Origin of the sequence: Photorhabdus sp. RM322S (assembly GCF_042879395.1) — a bacterium.
Taxonomy (GTDB): domain Bacteria; phylum Pseudomonadota; class Gammaproteobacteria; order Enterobacterales; family Enterobacteriaceae; genus Photorhabdus; species Photorhabdus khanii.
On the sequence record NZ_JBHFKW010000001.1, the window covers coordinates 148,355 to 173,350 of the forward strand.

Below are 24,996 nucleotides of genomic sequence, written 5' to 3' on the forward strand. Positions count from 1 at the left end.
GTCCTCAAAAGCCGTATTAGACAGTCACCGTCACCTGTTCTCTGTCTTCATTTGACATTATCAAAGATACAAACTGCACCAGCTTCAGGCGCAGAACCGACCTTGGTTAAAACCGCACCAACCGCCAAACTCGTTCCTAACTTATTCAAACTGACAGCCTTACCAAAGCCATTTACATTGTCTAAATTGCCTGAAGGGTCCAAAATCTCGATAGGTGTTTTCATATTCCACTTACCATTCAGATAGGTATACACATACACCCTGGAAGCCGCCCCCACTGCCAGACGATTTCCCGCATCATTCAGTTTGATAGCGCAGCCAAAATATGTTACGCCACTTGCAGGAGCCGAAAATTTAATGGGATTTTGTGTATCCCAGATCCCATTCGTGCGCGTATACAGATAAACCTTCCCATTAATAATGGGTGAATCATCATCCGCCCCCACCGCCAGACGATCTCCCTCTGCATTCAGGCTAAAAACCTTGCCAAAACCGGGTGAGCTATCTTCAGGGGGATTGAACCTAATGTAGCTTTCATCCCAGGTCCCATTCGTGCGTGTATATACATAAACCATGTTTATTGCGGGAGAAGAAGGATAATTAACTTCGGTACCATGCACCGCCAGACAGTTTCCCGAGGCACTCAGACAAATCATGGCAACCCCGTGACCAGAACTCGAAAAATAAAGCCGAATGGGGCTTTCTCTGTCCCAGATCCCATTCGTGCGTGTATACACATAGAACGTATAGACGCCCCCCCACACCACCAGACAGTCTCCTGCGGCGCTCAAACTGGCATACACACCACCAGCGTGTCTATATTCATCTTCCAACGGAAACACAATAGGACTTTTTGTATCCCAGACGCCATTTGTGCGCGTATACACACAAACCTCCATTTTTCGAAAATCAGTTAAGTATCCCACTGCCAAGTTATCTCCCTCCGCATCCAGACTGACATTCCATGAAGCACTGCGATATTTATCTCCATCAGCCTCAAACACAATGGGCGTGCTTGTATTCCACCACTCACCCCTCCGGCACATATACAAATAGAGCACTTTCCCCATCCCAACCACTAAACAATCTCCCGCCGCGTTCAGGCTAACAGAAGTGCCAAAGCGTTCATTCTCTTTAGGGGAAGGAGCAACAATACGCGTCATCGTGGTGCTGATACTGCGTTTCAAACCCAACAACTGTGCGATCTCCATCCGCTCCCGCCGCGATAAACTGAAAAAATCGGCAAACTGAACTTGCCGATTGGCATCCAATTTCAGACGCCTTCCTCCATCAAAAGAAAACCCACCGTCTGGCTTCAGTGACAGCGCCAAAGCCCTCTGTTCAAGGTTTAACCCGCCAGAATGGTGAGTGTTGAGGGCCAGTTTTCCTTTGTCATCTCGTTCCAAGCCTGCGGTCGGGCCATCACCCTTATCACCATCAATGATTTCATATGCCTTATATGCCTCATCAATCAAGAGGGAAAATGCTTCAGGCGTAGGCGGAACACCAGACTTAAAACTCGCTTTCAATGAGTCAACAGTACTAATTTCTTTATCAGTCATAATATTTCCTCAAAAGCCGTATTAGACAGTCACCGTCATCTGTTTTCTGTTCGCTGTTTTCTGCCTTCTGTCTCAGCATTCAATAACAACTTGGCAATTTGTTCCCTCGTCTCCTCAGGAAGCAATTTAAAAGCTTGTGCTGAAACCGCTACAGTACCATCCACTGACAACGCCCCAAATTTATCCAACATCAATCCCCCATTGGGCTGTAGCCTTAACGCAAGCCCCTTCGGTTCCAACGCAATGCCATCACCAGTCTTAACTGCCAAACGGTTGTCGATAACCTGCAACCCAATTCCCGGATGATAAGCTTGATCACCATCCTGCCAACCAAAAAGCTGTCGCCACAACGTGGCCCAATCAATCAGTGAATAAAATGCCGCCTCAGTCGGGATCTTTCCAGGGGCGAAGTGGGTACTAAGCTGGCTAACCGTTTCATCTGTTATCTCTTTCGCCATCGTTTTTTCCTCATTTAGCTAGTCGTAAAGGTAAACTTTCCCTTCTCCACTCCTCCAGCCACTGGCACCAATCGCCAACGTATTGCCATCACCACTGAGACAAACGCCGGCACCAAATTTATGGTTTAATTCCCCATCTAGCTCCAGTAACCTGCCCTGCATAATCCACTGTTCATCCTGATAGCTAAACCACCACACCGCCCCGGTTTGCACACCTGTGTCATTTTTACCAACAGGTGTTGACACCACCAGTATCTGGCCGTCACTACTCAGAGACAACTCGCTGCCAAACCTTTCCCCGGCAGTCACCGCTTCTCTCAGTATCCCTATAACTTGCCATCCATTACGATGACGCTGGTACAAATAGACCGCACCAACATTGTTCTTCTCTCCCGGGCACCCCACCGCCAGAATATCGCCGCTATCGCTTAAGCTGAGACTGGCACCAAAGCCGTCATTGCTGTCGAGTGAAGGAGAAGTCAGCGAATTGAGTGGCGGTTGCGGCTGCCAGTATTCCCCGTGACGATGAAATATCGTCACTTCACCATTACCATTACGCCCCGTTGCCGCCACTGCCAAGGTTGAACCATCCGCACTCAAGCTCAGTTTGCCGCCAAACATATCGCCCTGTGCCGGAGAAGCTAAGGTCAAACGCTCACCAAGCTGTGACCATTTCTTCCCGTCATACTGATAAAGATACACTGCGCCGCAGTTAGTCAATAAACCCGATCTCCAGCCATAAGAGCCTACCGCTAATAGTGTGCCATCCGCGCTCAGGCTCACAGAACAACCGAAATGCTGCTGAACGTTCGCCTCACTAAGCCAAAGTTTGGCCGATTTTTCCCACGTGCCATTTGCCAATCTGTGATAAACGAACACTGAACCATGCCCACCATCACTGTTTCGGTTATCAATACCCACCGCGAGAACATTACCATTTCGATTCAAACTTAGCGCTCTGCCGCCATAACCACTAATGTAATCAGCGAATTGCTGCCACCAACCGTTATCGGTATAAGAAAATAGATATACAGGTTCCTTAGCCTCTGCCCCACTAAGCGCGATAGTTTTCCCATCGCCGCTGACACTGACAACAGCGCCAAGGTTTTTATTGTTAGCGTTGGCCGGCAAGTCAAACGCGGGCAACTGCACCTTACTCGCTGCCATCTCCCCAGCATGAATCAGCCAACGGTAAAGTTCTCTTTGTTGTTCCTGCGTAAAACTCTCAAACAATTCCAGCGACAATTTAAAGTCGGGGCGTAATCCCAATTCGCCATTAATGAACTGTAAACCGCTGCTCTTATCAATATTGACAGCAATTTCACGGTCTTCTCCGATATGCACCCCTTCACCGGGATTCACTAAGAGTAAATTCACCTCATCCAGATCCCGATTCAATCCTGCTCCTGGATTATTATCGGGCTGAGCAGGATCCAGCCCGGCTAAACGCCGACCTTCTGCCGCTATTTGCACCAATTGAGTATAATTTTCACTTTTCGGCAGGGAATATAATTTAAACCAGGATTTAACCTCCTCTTTATTCAACAGATTATTCTCGCTGGATGTAGATGTCTTGTTGTGAGCCATTTAATACCTCCAATGCAGAATGGCAGATAAGTTAACGTTGTCACACTCTGTTTTATTCTTTTACTTTCGGGATAAACAATATTCCGGCTTTATCCCTCTCTTAATGTTTCTCTTTATTCCAATTAGCCGCTTTATCGGTAAACTTTGCCGAATCATCCGGCGTGGCAATATGTTTAACCCCCGAACCGGGCATTTCCTCTCTTGGTACAAACAGCACCTCTGCGGCTTTTAGCTGCTCGTAGTCTTTCTTACTCCAGAAGAGTTCTTCATCGGCAAACTTCGCCAAATCATCGGGTGTGGCAACATGTTTAATCCCTACACCGCGTATTTTTTCCGCTGGTATAAACAACACCTTTACAGCTTCCATCTGTTCGTAGGTTTTCCCATTCCAGTAGTATTCTTCATCGACAAACTTCGCCAAATCATCGGGTGTAGCGACATGTTTAATCCCCAGACCAGGTGGCGTTTCTCCTGCTGGCGTAAACAGTACCTCTGCAATTTTCATCTGCTCATAGGTTTCTTTATTCCAGAAGAGGGCTTGATCGGCAAATTTCACCAAATCATCGGGCGTAGCAACATGTATCACGACAATACCTTCCTGATATAGCGGTGGTTCAATGGACATAATGTTTTCCTCATCAGAAACCCGTTCTTAGTTACCCTGCGGATTTGAAACGATTTAACTTCTCTTATTGACTCAGGTACGCTACCGCCATCGAAAAATATGTTCCCGATAACACTTATTTAATATTTAAATTGACTATGTCACTGGTTTTTCGTAAGGCACAACCTGATATAATTAAGCATTGCGGAAAAGTGAATTTTTGCCAGTTATTTAATAAAAAATTAACTGCTTTTTTTTATAAAATATCACTTAAATAATATCCTCCTCACCACGATTATCGCAATAGCCATAAATTTAATTAGATTTAAATCAATTCATTAAAAAATTTATTAAAAAACACAAAATAACCGATAACACACTAAAATAGCATTACTTACACATAATCATTTGATTTTTATAAAATAAAAAATTTAATTTTAATCATTAAGGAAAATTGCGAATATATTTAAATAATATCAAAATCATAATTATCCACATTAAATAATTCAGAATCTGAAAAATGATAAAACAGCCGTTAAGAAAAGTCGTTTTTTGTCTGTCCGCGTGGTTTCAAAACCTGGAAAAAAGGACAAACGCATTATGAAAAAACAGGTAAAAACTTTAATCAATAAAGATAAAAAGAAGTGTTTAAAGCTTTTATATAAAAGGTGGATTTAACTCAATAAATACTCTTTTTAAAGGACAGCATCACACTCAAGTGCTTTCTCCCGATTATTTTACACAGAAAACCATAGAAATAACGCAATAAAGAAGGGATAAGTGAGATCCCGCCCAACCCTCCATCAAGGTCAATAAGACCTTTATTGCCTTAAAAAACTGTAAATGAGTCAAATAAAATTAACATTCGCCTCATTTTGTGAGTAGAATAGAGGTATTATTTAACTCATAGGTGAAATCAATGTGGATATGGGAACAACAGAATTGGCCTGAATTCCATTGGAATGCCGACGTTATTGCGCCATTACTACGAGACGTGCAGTTCAACCAAGGATTGTTATTAGGCAAATCTGAGTATGAAGACGCCAAGCAAGCAACGCTAGATAGCCTGCTATCCAATATAATTTATTCCAGCGAAATTGAAGGCGAGAGATTAAACGCAGCTTCTGTACGCTCGTCATTAGCGAACAGGTTGGGTATCACAGAAGAGAAACCTTATCCAACAACAGAAAGAACTGACGGCATTACCGAGGTCGCCCTTGATGTGATAGAAAACAGTGACTCCGAGCTGACCCTTGAGCGTATCCTCAGGTGGCATCAGTTGATGTTCCCCGCAGGATATACCCTGTTCAATCCGATACAGGGAGGTCGGTTACGCGAGGGGGTGATAGAAGTAGTATCCGGTCGTCTGGATAAGCCGACTGTTCACCTTGAAGCGCCACCACCGGAAAGAGTCGTCGCCGAAGTACTTCAATTCATAAAATGGTTCAATAAATCCCGAACAGATGCCAGCTTCGATCCCATCATTAGGGCGGCAATTGCTCATTTATGGTTTGTGACAATCCACCCCTTAGAAGACGGAAACGGGCGCATTACCCGATTTTTGACAGACCTTGCACTCGCCCAAGCCGAAAACCGTTCAATCCGTTTCTACGCAATGTCAGTCAGTATTTGTGAGCATCGTAAGATGTATTACGAAATCCTTGAAAGCACTCAGAAAGGCAGCTTGGATATTACCGCCTGGATAGTTTGGTTTCTGAAAATACTGAATGAAACCTTAATAAACAAACTGAAAGAAATTAATCGAATTGTGTTAAAAGCTAAATTTTGGCGGCGGATAGATCAGACCCAATTGACTAAAGAGCAGGCAAAGGTATTAAATCGTATGCTGGACGGTGATTTTGAGCAGGGTATTAACAGCAGCCAATATCAAAAAGTGGCAAAAGTAAGTCGCCCCACGGCAACAAGGCATTTGGCACATTTGGTTAAGCTAGGCTGTTTAGAAAGCACCGGAGCTGGCGGTCGTAGCACCCGTTACATTCTCAATTATATTTGAATTTATCCGGGATGATATAACCGCAATTAAACATAAAGAATATTAATCAAGTGCCGCTCACCACGATGAAGCATGAGAGTTACCTCACATTTTGTTTAAGATTTCAACATCTATATCAAAACCGGTAACTCTCAATCTTTCAAGGTCCTGTGTCAGATCAAGTCACGCCTAATACACATTAAACTAACTTAATCAATTATTTTCCAAATATCCTGGTCTTGGCTGGTATTCCATTTGAGAATCTTGTACTACTCCAGTCTATCTGATTAGGTGGTATACCGAATTTTTTCCATGTCAAATTAACGGGTACTCCAAGTATGCATGCAGCAATAAATCGATGCTGACCATCCAATATATGGGTAAGCCCTGTCTGGTTATTACGCCAGACAACAATTGATATTGGATTTCCCTTTGTTTTAAAGCTTTCTATTTTTTCGTCGACAACTTTTTGAAAAACTTCTGCCTGAGCGGGTAGTGGTGCTGAATTTCCAATATCATTTCGTCCTACAGGGCTGCCTTTTAATATTGATGTGTCATATGTGTTCTCATTTCCTTTTAATTGAGGTCCGTTTTCTGTTTTTCTTGATGTTACGGGTTTTAACATATTTTTATACATATTTAACTCTCATCCTTTTGAATTGTTTAGAGCGGTAAATATTACTGAATTTTATTTTTTCGTCACCAAATTTGGTGTGTTATTTTTTATCTTTCCTTTATCATTATCATTCTTTAATTCAACATTCGACTCTTTAGTTTGTTGTGTATTATTCTTGCTCAGTATGATTTACTCTATTTTTCGATCTGTTTCGAAAGTTTTTTATATTTAGATAATATTAAAATCAAAACTAACAACATTAAAAAATTAATTATCACTCTCTTTACCAACCTATTCCCAAGCTCATTAATGATGATTATTTAATAATGAAAAAACCGAAGTGAATAGAAATTTCTCCGGCAGTAAATGTAAATGTAAATGTAAATGTAAATGTAAATGTAAATGTAAATGTAAATGTAAATATGATAAAAGAAAAATCCCACTTTTATCCAAAACGGGCAATTTTCTTAAAAAAGAATATTAAAGGCCATTTACGAATAAAATGGCCCATTATTTTATTGATACAACTATCCATTACCACCAATGGTTGCTGTCATACGGATTTGACGGTTATCACTGATTTCAAGGTTAGATAAGACAACCAATTGAGGTAAAGTCCTTCGCAAGAAACGTGATAACAGCGGACGCAATGCATGATTAACCAACAGTACCGGAGGAGCACCCAGCATTTCCTGACGTTGCAGTGCTTCCGTTGCCTGCCGTTGCAGGTTATCCGCCAATCCTGGCTCCAGACCACCACCATTTTGCAACGCCTGAATTAACAAACGCTCAAGACCGGCATCCAGTCCGATGACCTGGATTTCCTGCGCTCCCGGGAACCATTGTTGAGCAATTGCCCGGCCAAGCGCGATTCTGACCACAGATGTCAGCTCATAAGGATCAGTTTGCCCCGGAGCATGTTCAGCCAGTGTCTCAATAATTGTCCGCATATCCCGAATTGGCACCTGTTCGGATAACAGGTTTTGCAAAACCTTATGCAGTGTTGTCAGACTAACGATATCGGGAATAAAGTCTTCCGTCAGTTTAGGCATCTCCTGACTGACACGCTCAAACAGCTGTTGAGCTTCCTGACGGCCAAACAGCTCATTGGCATATTGCGTCAACAGATGATTCATATGGGTAGCCACAACCGTACTGGCTGCAACGACTGTGTAACCCTGAACCTGCGCCTGTTCTCTGAGGCTGTCATCAATCCAAACCGCAGAGAGTCCAAAAGCCGGATCTTTGGTGATATCACCTTGCAATTCCCCTACTGCACCACCAGGGTTAATTGCCAGCCAGCGCCCCGGATGGGCTTCACCACGACCAATTTCTACCCCTTTCATTAGAATACGGTAGCCAGCCGGAGCCAGTTCAAGGTTGTCACGGATATGAACCACCGGTGGTAAATATCCCATCTCCTGAGCAAATTTCTTCCGAATGCCACTGATCCGCCCCAATAATTCGCCATTCTGACGAAAATCAACCATCGGGATCAGGCGATATCCCACTTCCATCCCCAGCGGATCTTCAAGCTGAACATCAGACCATGAAGCTTCTGATGCCTGCTGTTGCTCTTCCACTTTTGGTTTTTCCGTATTCATCACCGGGCCATTAGCACGGCGATAGAGATACCAGCCAAGACCTGCCAATGCCGCAGTAAATAGCAGGAAAACAAAATTGGGCATTCCCGGAACCATGCCCAATAATCCGAGAACCCCCGCACTCAACATCAACACCCGTGGATTATTGAACAGTTGAGTCACCATCTGCTGACCAACATCCTGATCAGTCGCCACGCGGGTAACAATCACACCGGCCGCAGTCGAAATAATCAGGGCAGGTAACTGCGCCACCAGACCATCACCAATGGTTAACAGGGTATAAACTTCCCCCGCATCCCCCAGACTCATACCATGCTGGGCCACACCAACAATTAAGCCGCCGACGACGTTGATAACCAGGATCATTAATCCAGCAATCGCATCGCCACGCACAAACTTACTGGCACCATCCATCGAACCATAGAAATCCGATTCCTGGGTGACTTCCGCCCGGCGTTTCTTCGCTTCTTCTTCACCGATCAATCCGGCATTCAGGTCAGCGTCAATCGCCATCTGTTTACCTGGCATACCATCCAGCACAAAACGGGCGCCAACTTCAGCAATACGCCCTGCACCTTTGGTAATCACCATAAAGTTAATCAAGATCAGGATAATAAAAACCACGATACCGATGGCGAAATTACCGCCAACCAGAAAGTGACCAAATGCTTCTACAACGTGGCCCGCCGCCGCAGAGCCCGTATGCCCTTCCAATAAAATAATACGGGTTGAAGCCACGTTAAGCGACAAACGCAGTAAAGTAGAAAACAGCAATATTGTCGGAAATGCGGCAAAATCCAGAGTACGCCGGGTAAACATCGCCACCAGCAACACCATAATGGATAGCGCGATGTTAAACGTAAACAGCAAATCCAGCATAAATGGCGGCAACGGCAGGACCATCATCGACAAAATCATGAGGATCAATACCGGCCCGGCAAGAATTTGCCATTGCGAACCTTTCATATTGCTCGGTAAACGAAGTATAGAGGCCAGATTAGCCATGACGATTATTTTCTCCAGCGAAATCCAGTGCTGGCGGCACTGGCAGATTTTCAGGTTTCTTCGGCTTCAAGCCGCCTTCCCGTTTCCAACGTTTCAATTGGTAGACCCAGGCAAGCACTTCCGCTACCGCCGCGTAAAGTGTCGCAGGGATATGTCCCCCAACTTCACTATGGCGATAAAGCGCCCTGGCAAGTGGCGGTGCCTCAAGTAATGGAATGCGGTTTTCTGTACCCATTTCTTTAATCCGCAATGCAATAATCCCCGCCCCTTTCGCCAATACCCTTGGCGCACTCATCGCTTTTTCATCATATTTCAGAGCGACAGCATAGTGAGTTGGGTTGGTGACAATCACATCCGCTTTCGGTACATCCGCCATCATACGCTGACGGGCAGCCGCCCGTTGTTGTTGACGGATACGCGCTTTAACATGTGGATCCCCCTCTTGTTCTTTAAATTCATCCTTTATTTCCTGTCGGGTCATTCTCAGTTTTTTCAGATGGCTGTATATCTGGTAAACAACATCGAAAGCCACCATCGGTATCAACATGAAAACCACCACATAACCGGCAAATATCAGCATTTGCATTGCATCATCCAATGCCAACAGCGGTGGTTGCGCGATCAGCCGTAACATGGCAGGCCAGTTCATCCAAAGAAATAAAGCCGCACCAATTCCGACAAACCCTGCTTTAAGCAACGCTTTGAATAATTCAGCTAACGCATTCATTGAAAAAATACGTTTCAGACCAGAAATAGGATTCAATTTTTTCGCATCAAATTTGATGGATTTTGTACTGAATACTAATCCACCCAATAGCGCCGGAGCGCTTAACGCAACGAACACTAATCCGGCAAAAACCGGTAATAAAGCCCAAACAGCTTGCCGCAGCAACCTGCCAATCTGCTGAATCATCTGTTTATCATTGCTGACCATGCTGTGATCGAAGTTAAAACCTTCAAACACCATCAGCGACAATTCATGAGTAATTGATTGACCGCTTATCCAGAGCAAACTCAGGCCACTGGTCAGCATCAATATAGAACTCAGCTCTCTGGAGCGGGCTATCTGCCCCTCTTTCCGGGCTTTTTCCCGTTTATGGGGCGTGGGTTCTTCTGTTTTCTCAAGATCGCTATCTTCGGCCACGGCTTTCCTTGTCTGCGTTTAAAACGTTTTCGGTCAGAAAATATGGAATTAAATAGCTGCTAGCATGACAAAAGAGAAAAAATTCGATGGCTGGAACAATGAGAAATTTGACGGGGTATTTGTGGGATCAAGACGAATGACAAAACTGATTCAAAGCAATGAAGCCATTTCTATTTATCCACTACGAGCAATGATTTTCGGGAGTCTTATCTCATGTAATATACCTGCTTTCTCAATAAAAGTGTCATCATGAGATACCAACACGATGGATCCGGTGTAATGATATAACGCCTGCTGTAGCAACTCCCTGGATTCAATATCCAAATGGTTATCAGGTTCATCCAACAATAAAAGGGCGGGTGCAACAGAGCCACAAAAAAGACAGGCCAGAGCCACTTTTAATTGTTCTCCACCACTTAAATATTTTACCGGTTTTAACGCCTCTTCCCCACGAATACGCAACTGTGCAAGACGTGTCCGGTATTGATCTTCCCGCCATCCTGGCTCCTGTATTTGAAAGTTATACAGCGCCGACTGTGATTTATCGAGAAAAGAAAAGTGCTGATCCATCAGGCGTTGTGATGGCGTAACTCGATGTTCTCCTTGAACCGGAGCAATTTTACCCGCCATTAATTTTAACAACGTTGATTTTCCACAGCCGTTTTCACCCACGATAGCAATTCTATCGCCAGAGTTGACCGTCAGACTCAGTGGCATCGGTGAGCCATAGGGCAAAATCACATCCTGTAAATAGAGTAAAGGATTAGTGGCTGTTTCGGGAGCAGCGACAGCAATAGCCAGTGGATCGACGATCTCTAATTTCTCTCTTGCATCCAACGATGAAGAAGCGGCTTTTTCCAGTCGTTCATCGTGTAATTTTGCCTGGCGCGACTGCGTCGCTTCGGAACGCCCAAGTTCACGATCCAGGATAATCTTACTTTGGTTAGCCCCGGCCCGTTTCTGCTTGCCCTGGCTCTGTCTTTTGCTCAAACGTTCCAAATCCCGCTGTTTTGATCTCTGCACCTGTTTTAGCTGCTTTTGCGTTTGTTCCACCTCACGCAAAGCACCAAGACGAAGCTGCTCCCGACTTTCCAGATACGTTTCCCATCCCCCCACACTACGATGCAAACCCAGGCTATTCAACTCATATAGCACATCGACATTTTGCAGCAATCGGCGATCGTGGGTAACCAACAAGCTCCCACCGCTAAATGCGGTTAACCATTCCGCCAGCCAAATGCGCCCTTGCCTGTCCAAATGGTTGCTTGGCTCATCCAACACTAAAAACTGGCACCCTTGCCGTTTCAACGCAAGCAATCGAAGCCGTGTTTGTTCTCCACCGCTTAAAGTATCAAATGCCTGATGCAAAACACGCGCCGATAATTCCCCTTCCGCCAGCATTAACTCTGTTTGCTGCTCGATATCCCAGTTCCCTTCCATTTTTTCAAAATCCTCGTCACTTCCTTCTCCATCCAGGATCCGGCGATAAGCACTTTGCAGAGTTGAAATACCTAAAATATCGGCACCATTGCCCGGAAAAGGGGCTAATCCCTGAGACAAATAACCTACGTCACAAAACCGCTGCACCATACCTTCAGAAGGTGAATAACGGCCAGCCAAAATGGTCGCTAACCAGGATTTACCAATACCATTACGTCCAACAAGCGCTTGTTGTCCAATTGTCAAATTAATATCTATGCCAGAAAATAACGGTTTCGGCTCACCGTCAAATTGGCATGCAATATTTTTAGCTTCAATCAGAGTTTGGGGGGAATATTGAGGCATAATTCTCATTGTGTCATTGATTCTATTTTATTTTTTATCGAAATATCGCTCTTCCTGACCAGCCGTTTTATTCACCTGACATCAAGCTTTAGAGACGATGAAATTAGCTTTATTTTCATAAAATTGTCATATTTTTAAGTTAAATATGTTGCATTATTGATCACCTTTTAAATCATATCACGCAATGATATTTAATGAGCGGATAACGGCTCAAGAAAGAAGCCATGACAGCTTGCTTAATTGCAATCCCATAGAAATAAATCAAATAATGACGTTACTTAAACATTTATAAAATTTACATTATTTACTGTTTTAAATACAAATTTACATATATTTAAATTATAAACCTTGATTTTCATTAGAGAAAAGCATTAATTTATATTAATATTTGGTCGTAAAAGAATCTGAGGTGAAAATGAAAAGCTTTGAAGATATCCATAGGGAAAATTTTTATTAATAAAGCGTGATATGAATAACTACCGCGCAAGAACACCCACTCTTTGCCCCATTTACTCTCTGAATTTGGTGAACTGGATATTCTCCGGTTGCTGAAAAGTTTTGCACTTCTGATGCCGATATTCAGCAAAAAATTGAGGGCATGCAGACCAATATGCAGGAATACACATTCACTTTTTGAACAGTGCGACACACTGACATCTAAGGAAATGTTATGACAACTGACATTCAGGACCGCTTCGACAAATTGATAGAACAAGCTTACGAGCTGTTCCCGCAAAATCTTGAAGTCGATAATTACATGCAGCCCTGTGACTGCGACATTAAACCGATTTACCCGGTTCGTTATGCTTATGTCAACTTTTTCGGCAGAGAACTGGAAAAACCAGCAGCCCCCCCGGATATCCACACCCTGATGTTCTCCTCATCAATCGAGAAAACCAAAGGCTACGCCGCCCGCCTCCTGCGCCCCGGCTGGATATATATCAAGGAAGAAGCCCCACTTACCGCTCGCGGCAGCAAAGCCCAGGGCCTCCTGCATATCTTTAAATACTGCGTGTCGGAGAAAGAGGTTAACGGCAAAAAACAGCGGGTTGAGAAATTTAAAAAATACATGTTCCTCAACCGCAAAGACGCCAGTGAGGGGCTGATCCCTGAGCCGGGCATTCGGGGAGAAGGTCACCCGTTCCTGTTTGTCGCCAAAGATGTCATCAATATCAGTATCGCCTACAGCGAACACCCGTGGCACTCCTCCGTACTGGATAAAATGAACGGCAGCCTGGAACTGCGGCAGAAAACCATGCAGTTCATCAATCTTGATAAGGAACAGTCCCCCTTCGCCGTTAAGGCCTCAGTCAAGTACTTCCGTAAGCTGATCGTCGATTACAAAATCCAGCAGGAGCAATTTGCCGACATCAAAGCCATCATTGAAAAAGACATCAATGAACTGGATTTAGCGACCGCCAAGATTGGTGCGCTGACCACGCAGGAAAGCTACGAGATGGATGCCGACGTGATTATCAAGGCAATCAACGGTTATCTGCACCTGCACGAACAGGCGCGGATTGTTATTCTGCATGACCCGGTGGGCCGCCAGCGGGATATCGCGGAAGCGTACTCTATCCTGCATCTGTGGCAACAGAGCTACAACGCCTCCAATATCTACCCATTGACTATCGGTTTCTATGTCGAAAGGCTCAAAGCGACCAAAGACCCGGCGCTGAAAAAGAAAATAGATGACAGTATTAATCAGGATCGCTGGGATAACGACTGGCCGAAACTGAAAAAAACTACCCAAGACTTTGAAGTCCGTCAGGCGATGTTGATGAAACTGTTTGAGGCCTTTGCGGACAACCCGGCGCTGAGTTATCAGGTCGGCGGGCTACAAAATTACTTTCACTACTTCTTTTCACTGCAAGATGAAAAAGAGACGCGGGAAGAAGAGGACGCGCTGGAGTTCCAATTTTTCAGTGAAATCCTCTCAGAACTGCTCGGCAATCTGCAATCCTCCCTGCCCGGCCAACAGGTTTTGGCAAAACTTGCCGCCAAAGAGTCGGACAGCAACGGGGATGGCAACTTCTGGCGCACCATTACCGGCAGTGTTATCACCGTGCTGAATAACGACAAAGTCAAATCGCCGATGCTTCAAAGTCAGTTTATTCGCGGAGTCGATAATATTCTGCTGGGCATGGGGACTTTTCTGGCTACCGTCTGCGCCAATCCCGGTCAGGCGATTTCTCAGGGGACAAATTATGGCCGACAGCTTCCCCAAAAAGCCATTGACCGGATAACCCAGCAATTTGTCCCCGCCTTGCTCTCTACGCTGGGCGTGGTGATTGAACCGGATGGCAGAGTGGCACTCAGTGAACAGAGCTATCAGGAAGTGCTTAAGCGTCTGGAATCGAAAGCAAATCGTCACCTGCCAGATCCCGCGATGCGGACACAGGCTATCGGGGAACGGATCATTAACTGGAGCAAGCGGCTGGAATCACTTGGTGACAAACCGGTGATAACCCTGCCCGCCGTTAAGACCCTTGCAGACTCGCCGGTTCAGCTTTTTACCTTAGACGGTGCCGGTAAACCGTCCATTGGTTTACTGTTTGACTCCTCACTGACCGGCGTCAGCCTGTTTCTGAATGCCTTTACCCTGGCGGACGTGCTCACGCAGACAGAATATGCCCGCAACAACCCGTTACAGCCCGGACCGTCCTATATGAGTCTGCTGCGCTTTAGTACCGCGGTGATTGGTATGAGTGCCGATTTGACCTCTCTGGGTTCGACGCTGGCGAGCAAGGTAAATTCCCCGATAGTCAAGGCGCTGATGAACGGCATAAAAGTGCCTGCTGTCAATACAGCTATGGTCAGTCAGTTCTCCCGGGTTGCCGGTAGCGTGGCAGGTTATTTAGGGGCGCTGGTCTCCTTCTATGATGCCAGTAACGCTTTCAAAGTGGGTAATAGTGTAGAAGGTTACAGTGATATCGCTATCGGAACAGGCTCCATTATCCTAACAACGGTAGGATTAGTCTTCTTTGCCGCCGGCTCGGTCATGACAGCAGGACTGCTGACATGGCTGGTTGTGGGAGCCAGTTTGCTTATCGGTGGCAGTATTGTCCAGGCCAGCAGCGCCTGGTCAGATTTGGAAAAAGTGCTGAATAACTGTTTTTGGGGAGCGGGAGATAAGTATGGCTTTTGGGATGAAAAAAAGGAAAGGCTATCCATTGAAAAACAATTAGAAAATGCAAGAAGAATGGATAATGACACACAAAATCATTTTGTTATCGAAAACCAGGAGTTTTTAAATCTGTTTATTCAGCCACAACTGAAAATACATCAGGGGTTTGGTGTCACGACCTATTGTTTTACCCTGCCTGCTTTTCAGATGGGTCTCTCAGATATTCGCGGGATCTTTGTAACTCCATCCAGAGCTCCCTACTACTGGGAAGGAAAAATCGATTATGTTGAGATTAACCGCCGCAAATATACCCCTGATGCTTTTCGCAATGCCAAATTCAGGAAAGCTAAGGAGCAGGCTAAATTGACCCTGAATGGCGATACGGCAACGCTGGAAGTAGTCATCTCAGAAACAATGGGCGTTTATCCCCGCAGTAGCGAACTGTACTGGTACTATGAACAATCGACAAATGTCATCGCCCCTTTGCGCTATCTCTGGGAAAAAGAACCGACAGCAGAAAATACCATTAAAGGCAGTCTTGACGGGGAGCGTACACTATGAAGCAACGACTAAAAAGCTTATTTAAAAAATGGTTTCCCACTATTCATCCACTGCCAGCTAAACGGCTGGCACGCTGGGAAAAAGAGTTTCTGGCCGCACCACTGGATATTAAGGATGCAGAAACCATTAAGCATGTGGAAATACTGGACTACCTGAATGATAAAGAATGCCATATCCGCAATCCTCAACGCCGTTTTAGGAGCATTAACCTGATTCCAGTAACACTGGGGATTATTAGCAGCTTGGCATTAAACATTAACGATTTTATGGAAGAACGAAAGAGTAATGAATCAGAAATTTATCGATGGGTTAATATAGCTAAAAAGGAATATGGGGAAAATTTTTACCTACGTGATGATTTACCAAACTATCTAGAAGATACACGCTATATTGGTAATGATAAAGAAATTTCACTAAGAAAATATTTATATTATCGTTATAATTTTTACCCAAGTAGTACTCGACTCCTCATTATTGATATAAGCTTCCTGCTGCTCTATCTGCTGATTATTCCACCTTTTGTCTATTGTGTATTTTTCTGGCAGAGACAGGCACCATTAATTATCGATCGGGAACGGCAGATCTTTTACACCTGGTATAAAGGTAAAGCCTATGCTGCCCGTTATCCACAATTAGGCATGTTGGAAAAAACTAATATTCTGTATTTCAAAGTCTACGGACTGGATGAAAATAATAACCTTATCGAGCGTGTCTTTATCCCTAACATCAGTAGTTATTCCTTTGCTTTCTTAAGCAGTGGCAATGATAAAGCGCTGGCAGTCGCCTTTATGGTGAAATTCTTATTAAACGGCAAAGAAGCAGTCAGTAAGGTGGATTATAAACGCCGTGGACCGCTTATCTGGTGGAGCAAAGATAAAAGACCCGCCGATTTAGACGCACAAATTCCATTGATTTTGGCAGAACTGGATCGCCTTGGTCCCCCTGATGAAGATCTTTCCGAATGAAAGCAGCATTAAAAAATCTACTCAAAAAATGGTTTCCTACCATTCATCCACTGCCAGCCAAACGGCTGGCCCGCTGGGAAAAAGAAATTCTGGCGGCACAACCGGATATTAAGGATGCAGAAACCATTAAGCATGTGGAAATATTGGACTACCTTGATAATAAAGAATGTCATATTCGCAATACTCAACGCCGCGCCCGGAGTATTACCTTAATCCCAGTCACATTAGGGATTATTAGTAGTCTTATTCTAAATATTAACGAATTTATTGAAGAACGAAAAATTGATGAAAAAGCTATTCACCGATGGATCGGCTATGCAAAAAAAGATTACGGTGAAAAATTTTATCTACGCGATGATCTACCTGATGATATGGAAGATATCCGCTATATCGGTAACGATAAAGAGATCCCACTAATAAAATATTTATATTATCGTTATACTTTTTATCCAAGTAGCTCTCGACTTCTCATTATTGATATAAGCTTCCTATTGCTCTATCTGATAATTATTCCGCCTTTTGTATGGGCTATATTTTTTTTACGCCGTCAGGCTCCATTAATTATCGATCGTGAACAACAGATTTTTTACACCTGGTATAAAGGTAAAGCTTATGCTGCCCGTTATCCACAAGTAGGCATGGCAGAAAAAACTAATATTCTGTTCCTCAAAGTCTATGGCTTAGACGAAAACAATCAGCTTATTGGGCGTGGTTTTATCCCTAACGTCAGTAGTTATTCCTTTGCTTTCTTAAGCAGTGGCAATGATAAAGCGCTGGCAGTCGCCTTTATGGTGAAATTCTTATTAAACGGCAAAGAAGCAGTCAGTAAGGTGGATTATAAACGCCGTGGGCCGCTTATCTGGTGGAGCAAAGATAAAAGACCCGCCGATTTAGACGCACAAATTCCGTTGATTTTGGCAGAACTGGATCGCCTTGGTCCCCCTGATGAAGATCTTTCCGAATGAAAGCAGCATTAAAAAATCTACTCAAAAAATGGTTTCCTACCATTCATCCACTGCCAGCCAAACGGCTGGCTCGCTGGGAAAAAGAGCTTTTGGTTGCACCACCGGATATTAAACCTCCCTCCGTATGGTGCGTGTTTTATTCTCAATAAACACAGGAAATTATTTATTTTATTCTATCATCCCCTTGGAATGAGATGCGTTTTACAGACTTATCATGTTTTTACTTATTTTCCCTTTTTAGGCAATCGACAAGCTGATTTTTTTCGGTGATTAATTAGCTGAGGGTAAAAAAACAGGCAACCATTAATGCCGGATTTTTAAAAGGTGCAGAGTGACTAAAAACGGCTTATTCCTTGTCATGTTTAATAATATTCATCAACGATGCCATCCTCCTCTTATTTTATATTTACCTGTCCTGCCATGACCATTTAAAATAATGAAAATGAATATATTAAATATTTTATATAAAACACGTATTTAACTATAAGTGATTTTTTTAAAATCATGTTAATTAAATTTAATCAAAGTCCATTAACCATTAACCATTAACCATTAACCATTAACCAAGAATTTAAAATAAATAAGTGAGAAAAAGTATATTATCCGAAAAAACACAAAGGGATATATTTATATTATCAGGTTATTTACTGATTGATTTATGAAGACAAAATAAAGAATAGTGACCGATGAAAACCGTTTAGGATTGCCAGTAAAGCAGCGCCAGCAAAGATAAAACGGGTATGATTAATGTTCGTGTAAAACACGATATCCCATGATGATTAAACTTAACAAAAAGCAGACGGTAAAAGTGGTAAAAACAATTGTTAAAACCTTATAAAATTATCAGTGAAAAATGAAAAGCAAAAATTGGCTTTATTAAAACTTATATACTCCAGAAAAAAAGACAAGCAACAACATGAATAGGTTAATCAGACAATACATTCCCAAAAATTAATCTACTTTAATAAAATCCTCAACCTGGAAATAAACTTTTTTACAAACCAATTAAATAATCAATCATGAAAAATCGGTATAACAAAATCCTCAGGCAAATGATTTAACATAATAGTAACTGGGTACTTTCAGCGTTTTTATATTGCGTTTACTATGCAGCATTGCGATACCTTTAATACGCCAGTTTAAACTTGCTTTTCACTACTTTAACCCATGTAATAGTATTTCTTTTTTACGTTTTGATTTAAACGGCCCCTCTTTTTCATGCCTTTAATATAATCTCATGCGAAAATCAATTTCGTTATTTTTCCAGGCTATTTTCGTCCTCTATTAACGCTTAAATACCGGCTTATCGTTATACCCGTTATCTTTCAAGTTGCCTCTTTGTTGGCTGCACTCGCTCACCCCGGTCACATAGTTATCTATGCTCCCGGGGATTCGCTCCCTTGCCGTCGCGAGGCATCTTGAAATCTATTGGGTATATAACCTTTTTGATTAATTAATCTGTCAGACTTTTTACCATCGTTAATACAATTAAAACGTTATTAAGCATGAGAGAAAACCAATTAATCGATAACACGTTATTTAAAATTTTCGATGAAGCGAAAACATTCCTCATTCTTTAAATGGGTTGATTAATAGACCTGATAAATTCCCTGTTGTAAAACAGGGAATTTATACGGAAAAGAGAGGCCCCAACTACGGTTTTTCAACCACAGTTTCGTTGTGAGGTAACCAGTAACGCCGATGTTCAAAAGCATATTTGGGCAGTCGAATGCGTAACGGCTTCTGCCCGGAAGGCCAGCAAGTACGCCAATCTATATCCTGACCTTGTAACCATAAGAATCGAGAATCGTCCTCTGCCATATGAAGCCATTGATCTTCTTTGGTTGCAGCAGATGAAGCAAAATCACGGAGTTGGTTCAGGAGATCCTGCCGTGATGTTGCAACAAACAATGCCCGATGAGATAGCGCCGCCCTGCCAAACTGCAATGTCCAGCTAACCGCTTGTAGATCGATGTTTTCATCGTTCGCAATAAAATCTCCCAACATAACCACCATTTTTTGCAACGATGCCTGGCTATTAGCCGCGATGGGATAATAATATCTCTCCGAACTGGCTTTAATCTGTTGCTGAACTTTGGTCGGCGCCTCCTCCAAAATAACATGTGCATTACTGCCACCCAATCCGAAAGAGCTGAGCCCAGCAAAACGTTTTTGCCCGGCATCCACCTGCCAGGCGCTTTCCTCTGTAGCCAGTTGTAAGCGCGTGTCAGCGCTATCAATTTCAGGGTTCAAACGCTGAAATGCCGCGCAAGGCACAATGGATTTATGCTGCAACATCAATAAAACTTTAACAATACCCGCTAACCCCGCCGCCCCTTCTAAATGCCCAATATTGGCTTTTACTGAGCCAATATAGCAAGGTTGCCGGATTTTTCCTGACTGATCATGGTTAAAGACTTCGTTAAGCGCGTTAAATTCTATGGGATCGCCCAGCGAAGTTCCCGTACCGTGTGCCTCCAGGTAACTGATTTGCTCCGCAGCAACGCCAGCCTGTTGCAAGCAATCATTGACTAATGCAATCTGCTGCTCAGGGTTAGGTGAAGTCAGTGAGTTAGCACGCCCACCATGATTTACCGCCGATGCCCGAACGTATCCATAAATAGGATCCTGATCCTCCAATGCCTGTTTTTGCGTTTTCAAAAACAGACACACAGCGCCTTCACCACGGACAAAGCCATTCGCGTCCGCGTCAAAAACTCGGCAACAACCATCCTTAGATAACATTCCTGCCCGGTAATATGCGGCCATGTTAAATGTGTTGCTCAACAAATTAATACTGCCAACTATCGCCTGATGACATTCCCCAGAACGCAATGAATTTACCGCCTGAGTCAGCGCCGTTAATCCGCTTGAACACGCGGTATCAATTTGCAAGCTGGGACCAACAAAGTTGTAATAAAATGATAACCTGTTTGCCAACAGGCAATTCAGTGTTCCCGTCGTTGCATAAGCATTCGCCATTGCCATATCAGCCGCGACAAGTTCACGATAATCATTACTGCACGAGCCAATAAAAACACCGGTTTTTGACCCTGAATAACTCAGCGGATTAGTACCGCTATCTTCTATCGCTTGCCAAGTCAGCTCCAACAACATTCTCTGCTGCGGATCCATCATGGCGGCCACTCGCGGAGAAATACCAAAGAATGGTGCATCAAAACCATCAATATTATTCAGTAACCCAGCTTTTAATGCTTTTTTAGGCAGCGGAATAATGTAAGGTTTTCCAGACGCAAGCCGCTGCTCTGGGATCTCTTCTATTACACTACGTCCGGATCTTATGATCTCCCACATTTGCTCTGGGGAATCTTCCGCGCCAGGTAGTCGGAAGGCCATGCCCACAATAGCAATAGGCATCTGTTTCGTATCACCTGAACTGCTTACTGATGGAGCCATAGAGCTTAGATGTTCCAGTAAGGCGGATTTAGCTATCCGCTGTTCCTCCAGGCTGAGTGAATGATATATGTGATGCAGATTATCCATGCTTACCTCCCTCTATGAGGCGCTGCAATCCTAATGCTGCTTCACCATCAAGACAACGCACCGCATTAATAAAGTCATCTAAGGAATGTTTCTTCTCGGCCACTTCAGTTCTGGAAACGTCAAGATACTCAATCAACCGATGCGGTGAGCTATAACGCCAGAACAGCGTGGGCGATAATTTCCGGCGAAAACGCACTGACATCAGCTCCGCAAGTTTTACCGCTTTTAGCGAATCAATGCCCAAATCAGCCCAGGTACGTTGCATCATTGATTCAGTAAAATCCTCGTCCCAATTCAGGAAGTCAGCCAGAAGCGTGCGTAACTGCCCAGCAACCGGTTTACCGGATTGACCTTCCATCTGATGTGCGACAGATTGCGGCCCGGACAGAACGCGAACTTCAGCAGCAATCTCGGTAAGAAATTCAGCCGCTTCTACCCCATTCAGCAAATAGTGATTGAATGCCAAAACGAGGTTCATTTCTTTGTTGTGCGGAGCACCGATGAACAATGTTGACTGAGATGGCGGCACGATAAGCGGTACAGCCAAGGTAGCACCATCGCTGCCGGTATACGAGATCATCATGGGAACATCTATATCGACGGGCATTCTTTCAGCATCGGGATCAAGTACACTATTCAGATGCTGCCTGAACTCGAAAAAGCCCATGGTCTGTGTGCCAGGCACTTTTAATGAACTCAAATCACCTTTTTCATCCAGAAAAGCAATACCCAGATTGATATCCGTATAAGTATGATAACGCTCTTGATCCAGCAGCCTTGAACGCAACATTGGGAATTTTTTCAGCGCCTGAGAAACTGCGTAAGTGATTACCTGAAACGGTGTTATCCACTCTTGCTGCCCGGAGTTCTCGGTTAGATGACGAATGGCGTTATCAACCAGCTCAATCGACAGGGGTTTGCCTGCCCAACAAGGTTGTACCGTACCGCTATTCAGCCGTAACGCGCGATTAAAGCGCTGCTGATCTTTTGACAGAAAACCAATATTGTCATCTTTGGAATGGCCATTTTCTGGCAATTTAGTTTCGCTGTGCTTAAGGTAGTCATCAATATGGCTGGGCAATAATGTCCCGTATTTTTCCGCCAGTTGATTAAGAATGTGGGGCTTAATTTGGTGTTCTTGTGCATACTGACGGGTTTTGGGCGGAATACGTGCAGGAGGAGCAGATACCTCAGGAACAGCCTCCACTTTCTCCACGCTAACCGGCGGAGGCGTCAACTCTTCACTGACAGGGGAAAGTTCTGCCAACTCACCGACGGCTCTGATGACCGCAATAGGCGACCCAACAGGGATAATATCATTTTCCGCAGCCAGCCATTTTTCCAGGATCCCCTCAACATCAGATTCAATGGTAAAAGCGGCCTTATCCGTCTCCATTTCATAAACAGGTTCATCACGCTTGACATGATCTCCTACCTGCTTAAGTAGCTGGGTGATAACGACTTCAGTGGTTCCTTCTCCCATCGGGGGAATAAGCAACTGTGCCATAAGTTCTCCTTAGCTCATTACCGCATATACGGAGGCCAAAATGTCATCCGTGCCGGGCAAAACAGCTTTCTCTAAACAAGGATTAAAAGGAATATGAATATCTTCACGCGTCACCAGGCGCGGAGGTGCCAGTAAGGAGAAGAAATTGTCATTCTCATCCAAAAGATCAGCAATAATGGATGCGCCAACACTGGCTGTCCGGGTATCTTCTTGTACAACGATAAGCCGCCCGGTTTTGCGTAAAGATTCCGCAATCCGCTGTTTATCCCAAGGTACCAGACTACGTAATTCAATCACTTCAATGTCAATATTGTCTTTTTCCGCCTGAAGAGCAGCCATAGTCGCAAGTTGAACAGTATTTCCCCAGGAAACCAGCGTAATATCCTTTCCTGCCCTGACGATATTCGCCTGGCCGAGAGGCACCGGACTCACCTGCCGACGCTCATGACGCTCTCGCATAAGGTGTTTAGGGATCAGGATCAGGCTCGGCATGTCCAGACTTAATGCTGTACGGAATAATCCAATAGTGTCGGCAGGTGTCGTTGGAACAAGAACATTAATACCGGGAATATGCGCTAAGATACCGTCCGAGCTCTGGCTATGCCATATACCGCCTCCTGGGAGATAAGCGCCATAAGGAGCATATATCACCACCGGACAGCGCCATTTCCCCACCGTTCTCCAGCTTAAAGTGCCAAGTTGTGACTGTAACTGATTGAGGCCCAGCCCAACAAAGTCGATAAATTGCAGTTCAACAATCGGACGCCAGCCACAAGCGGACAACCCAACAGATGAGCCAATAATCGTGGCTTCAGAAAGAGGAGCATTAATAACGCGATCAGGATAGCGGGTGGACAAGCCACGGGTGAAACCAAAAACCCCCCCTTTAGGATCCTCAATATCCTCACCAAATAACAGCACATTCGGATGCTGACTTAACGCCTCATTCAAAACCTGATTGACCGCTTTAACCTGTGTCTCTTCGGCTTCCATCTCAGCATGTACGACAGGAGCCCCCTGACGATTGCACAAATAGGTACTTACACTTTCAGGATCAGGCTCTTCCTCGTGATAAACACGCTCAAATATTTCCGCTACATCAGATTTGATGCTCTCTTTTTGTTCAGCCAAATCCTGATCATTAAGCGCCCCTTTTTCCTTTAAATAGGCAACATAATTCTCAATAGGATCCTGTAACGCTTCCAGTTCATCCTGAGAACGGTACAACTTGTGAGAATCCGAATTGGAATGAGAATCTAACCGATCCATACGACAAACCAAGATGCAGGGAGTTCGCTCAAATCGCGCCTTATTGAACACCTCCTGTGCAACAGGAAACACGGTTTCCGGCCTGCGGGCATCAGCATGGCGGATTAAACACTCGTTAAAGATTCCCAATCGATACGGCGCCATTGCCTCCGTTGACGTACTAATACCCAACTTATTATCGGAAACCACAAAAACTACGGGCAAACGCCTTTCAACCGCAAAGCTGACCGCTTCATAAAATTCTCCCTGCCGGGTTGCTGCATCGCCGACACCACACACGACAAGCCCATTTTTATTGTCCAACGCACTTGCCCAGGCAGCTCCGGCTGCGGGAATACATTGGGTTCCGGTCAGGCTGACTACCGAGAAGATATTGTTCTCTTTGTCGCAAAAATGATTCGACATGGTCCGGCCGGCTGAGTGAGAAGTGGCCTTTCCCATCAGTTCCCTTGCCATTTCAACAGTAGACATACCACGCGCTAAAACTAATGCCCGATCACGATAGTAAGGAACCAGCACATCATTCTTTTTCATAAGCTGCGGCAACACTGCCAGCCCTTCATGTCCAGCAGCCGACACATGGAACCAGGCACGGCCTTGTCGCGTGACTAGCGCACTACGATTATCAATTTCCCGTGACAGCAGCATGTCATAAAGTAACTTTTGCTCATCCAGACAATTATCCATTGAAGGGCTGTGTTCCTTAAGAGGTACTTCATTGATCTGTACGTCTATCACTC

At 44.3% G+C, this 24,996-nt stretch carries 16 protein-coding genes; 5 read left to right on the plus strand and 11 right to left on the minus strand.

The genetic code is table 11. The features are described from left to right. Positions 1-47 precede the first annotated feature (47 nt). From ACGF63_RS00690 to ACGF63_RS00705, 4 genes are all read right to left on the minus strand, one after another. Positions 48-1,562, minus strand: coding sequence for a hypothetical protein (locus tag ACGF63_RS00690; RefSeq protein ID WP_081738257.1), 1,515 nt, complete (start codon positions 1,560-1,562; stop codon positions 48-50). A 35-nt stretch (positions 1,563-1,597) separates the two neighbouring features. After that, positions 1,598-2,020 (minus strand): hypothetical protein, encoded by a 423-nt coding sequence (locus ACGF63_RS00695; protein ID WP_387628175.1) that lies wholly within the window; start codon positions 2,018-2,020, stop codon positions 1,598-1,600. Positions 2,021-2,038: 18 nt separating this feature from the next. Then, a complete protein-coding gene (locus ACGF63_RS00700; RefSeq protein WP_387628178.1) occupies positions 2,039-3,607 on the minus strand; it encodes a hypothetical protein in 1,569 nt (522 codons plus the stop codon). A 100-nt stretch (positions 3,608-3,707) separates the two neighbouring features. Then, entirely contained in the window at positions 3,708-4,232 is a 525-nt protein-coding gene (locus ACGF63_RS00705; protein ID WP_152962971.1) for a hypothetical protein, read from the minus strand. Positions 4,233-5,130: 898 nt separating this feature from the next. Here ACGF63_RS00705 and ACGF63_RS00710 point away from each other — a divergent pair. Then, positions 5,131-6,225, plus strand: a complete 1,095-nt coding sequence (locus tag ACGF63_RS00710; RefSeq protein ID WP_387628181.1) for a Fic family protein — start codon at positions 5,131-5,133, stop codon at positions 6,223-6,225. 196 nt (positions 6,226-6,421) lie between these two features. On the opposite strand, the gene ACGF63_RS00715 is transcribed toward ACGF63_RS00710, so the two are convergent. The 4 genes from ACGF63_RS00715 to ACGF63_RS00730 all read right to left on the minus strand — a co-directional run bounded on the left by ACGF63_RS00715 (position 6,422) and on the right by ACGF63_RS00730 (position 12,358). Further along, complete coding sequence (locus ACGF63_RS00715; RefSeq protein WP_166289097.1) at positions 6,422-6,841, minus strand: hypothetical protein; 420 nt, start codon at positions 6,839-6,841, stop codon at positions 6,422-6,424. A gap of 506 nt (positions 6,842-7,347) precedes the next feature. Further along, positions 7,348-9,429 carry a flagellar biosynthesis protein FlhA gene (gene flhA, locus ACGF63_RS00720; protein WP_152962970.1) on the minus strand — a complete coding sequence of 694 codons (2,082 nt, stop codon included), beginning with the start codon at positions 9,427-9,429 and terminating at the stop codon, positions 7,348-7,350. After that, complete coding sequence (gene flhB, locus ACGF63_RS00725; protein WP_387628185.1) at positions 9,422-10,573, minus strand: flagellar biosynthesis protein FlhB; 1,152 nt, start codon at positions 10,571-10,573, stop codon at positions 9,422-9,424. Before flhB ends, flhA begins: the two co-directional genes overlap by 8 nt. A 174-nt stretch (positions 10,574-10,747) precedes the next feature. Next, complete coding sequence (locus ACGF63_RS00730; protein WP_387628188.1) at positions 10,748-12,358, minus strand: ABC-F family ATP-binding cassette domain-containing protein; 1,611 nt, start codon at positions 12,356-12,358, stop codon at positions 10,748-10,750. A gap of 670 nt (positions 12,359-13,028) precedes the next feature. Between ACGF63_RS00730 and ACGF63_RS00735 the strand changes: the two genes are divergently transcribed. Genes ACGF63_RS00735 through ACGF63_RS00750 form a run of 4 tightly spaced genes read left to right on the plus strand, consistent with a single transcriptional unit; the run spans position 13,029 to position 18,125 of the window. Continuing rightward, positions 13,029-16,046 carry a toxin VasX gene (locus ACGF63_RS00735; RefSeq protein WP_387628191.1) on the plus strand — a complete coding sequence of 1,006 codons (3,018 nt, stop codon included), beginning with the start codon at positions 13,029-13,031 and terminating at the stop codon, positions 16,044-16,046. Beyond that, entirely contained in the window at positions 16,043-17,011 is a 969-nt protein-coding gene (locus tag ACGF63_RS00740) for a hypothetical protein (RefSeq protein WP_387628193.1), read from the plus strand. Before ACGF63_RS00735 ends, ACGF63_RS00740 begins: the two co-directional genes overlap by 4 nt. Next, on the plus strand, positions 17,008-17,976 hold the full coding sequence (locus tag ACGF63_RS00745; RefSeq protein ID WP_387628195.1) for a hypothetical protein: 969 nt from the start codon (positions 17,008-17,010) through the stop codon (positions 17,974-17,976). The genes ACGF63_RS00740 and ACGF63_RS00745 overlap by 4 nt, the downstream gene beginning before the upstream one ends. Beyond that, a complete protein-coding gene (locus ACGF63_RS00750; RefSeq protein WP_387628197.1) occupies positions 17,973-18,125 on the plus strand; it encodes a hypothetical protein in 153 nt (50 codons plus the stop codon). The genes ACGF63_RS00745 and ACGF63_RS00750 overlap by 4 nt, the downstream gene beginning before the upstream one ends. Positions 18,126-19,629: 1,504 nt before the next feature. Here the strand turns inward: ACGF63_RS00750 and ACGF63_RS00755 are convergent. Genes ACGF63_RS00755 through ACGF63_RS00765 form a run of 3 tightly spaced genes read right to left on the minus strand, consistent with a single transcriptional unit; the run spans position 19,630 to position 24,994 of the window. After that, positions 19,630-21,480 carry a beta-ketoacyl synthase N-terminal-like domain-containing protein gene (locus ACGF63_RS00755; RefSeq protein ID WP_387628200.1) on the minus strand — a complete coding sequence of 617 codons (1,851 nt, stop codon included), beginning with the start codon at positions 21,478-21,480 and terminating at the stop codon, positions 19,630-19,632. After that, positions 21,473-22,987, minus strand: coding sequence for a biotin/lipoyl-containing protein (locus ACGF63_RS00760; RefSeq protein ID WP_387628203.1), 1,515 nt, complete (start codon positions 22,985-22,987; stop codon positions 21,473-21,475). Before ACGF63_RS00760 ends, ACGF63_RS00755 begins: the two co-directional genes overlap by 8 nt. Before the next feature lie 9 nt (positions 22,988-22,996). After that, a complete protein-coding gene (locus ACGF63_RS00765; protein WP_387628205.1) occupies positions 22,997-24,994 on the minus strand; it encodes a dehydrogenase E1 component subunit alpha/beta in 1,998 nt (665 codons plus the stop codon). Positions 24,995-24,996: the final 2 nt, after the last annotated feature.

Bases quoted from the DNA above. Each gene is read 5' to 3' on its own strand.
- ACGF63_RS00690 (WP_081738257.1), bottom strand. From the start codon at position 1,562: ATGACTGATAAAGAAATTAGTACTGTTGACTCATTGAAAGCGAGTTTT.
- ACGF63_RS00695 (WP_387628175.1), bottom strand. From the start codon at position 2,020: ATGGCGAAAGAGATAACAGATGAAACGGTTAGCCAGCTTAGTACCCAC.
- ACGF63_RS00700 (WP_387628178.1), bottom strand. From the start codon at position 3,607: ATGGCTCACAACAAGACATCTACATCCAGCGAGAATAATCTGTTGAAT.
- ACGF63_RS00705 (WP_152962971.1), bottom strand. From the start codon at position 4,232: ATGTCCATTGAACCACCGCTATATCAGGAAGGTATTGTCGTGATACAT.
- ACGF63_RS00710 (WP_387628181.1), top strand. From the start codon at position 5,131: ATGTGGATATGGGAACAACAGAATTGGCCTGAATTCCATTGGAATGCC.
- ACGF63_RS00715 (WP_166289097.1), bottom strand. From the start codon at position 6,841: ATGTATAAAAATATGTTAAAACCCGTAACATCAAGAAAAACAGAAAAC.
- flhA (WP_152962970.1), bottom strand. From the start codon at position 9,429: ATGGCTAATCTGGCCTCTATACTTCGTTTACCGAGCAATATGAAAGGT.
- ACGF63_RS00730 (WP_387628188.1), bottom strand. From the start codon at position 12,358: ATGCCTCAATATTCCCCCCAAACTCTGATTGAAGCTAAAAATATTGCA.
- ACGF63_RS00735 (WP_387628191.1), top strand. From the start codon at position 13,029: ATGACAACTGACATTCAGGACCGCTTCGACAAATTGATAGAACAAGCT.
- ACGF63_RS00740 (WP_387628193.1), top strand. From the start codon at position 16,043: ATGAAGCAACGACTAAAAAGCTTATTTAAAAAATGGTTTCCCACTATT.
- ACGF63_RS00745 (WP_387628195.1), top strand. From the start codon at position 17,008: ATGAAAGCAGCATTAAAAAATCTACTCAAAAAATGGTTTCCTACCATT.
- ACGF63_RS00750 (WP_387628197.1), top strand. From the start codon at position 17,973: ATGAAAGCAGCATTAAAAAATCTACTCAAAAAATGGTTTCCTACCATT.
- ACGF63_RS00755 (WP_387628200.1), bottom strand. From the start codon at position 21,480: ATGGATAATCTGCATCACATATATCATTCACTCAGCCTGGAGGAACAG.
- ACGF63_RS00760 (WP_387628203.1), bottom strand. From the start codon at position 22,987: ATGGCACAGTTGCTTATTCCCCCGATGGGAGAAGGAACCACTGAAGTC.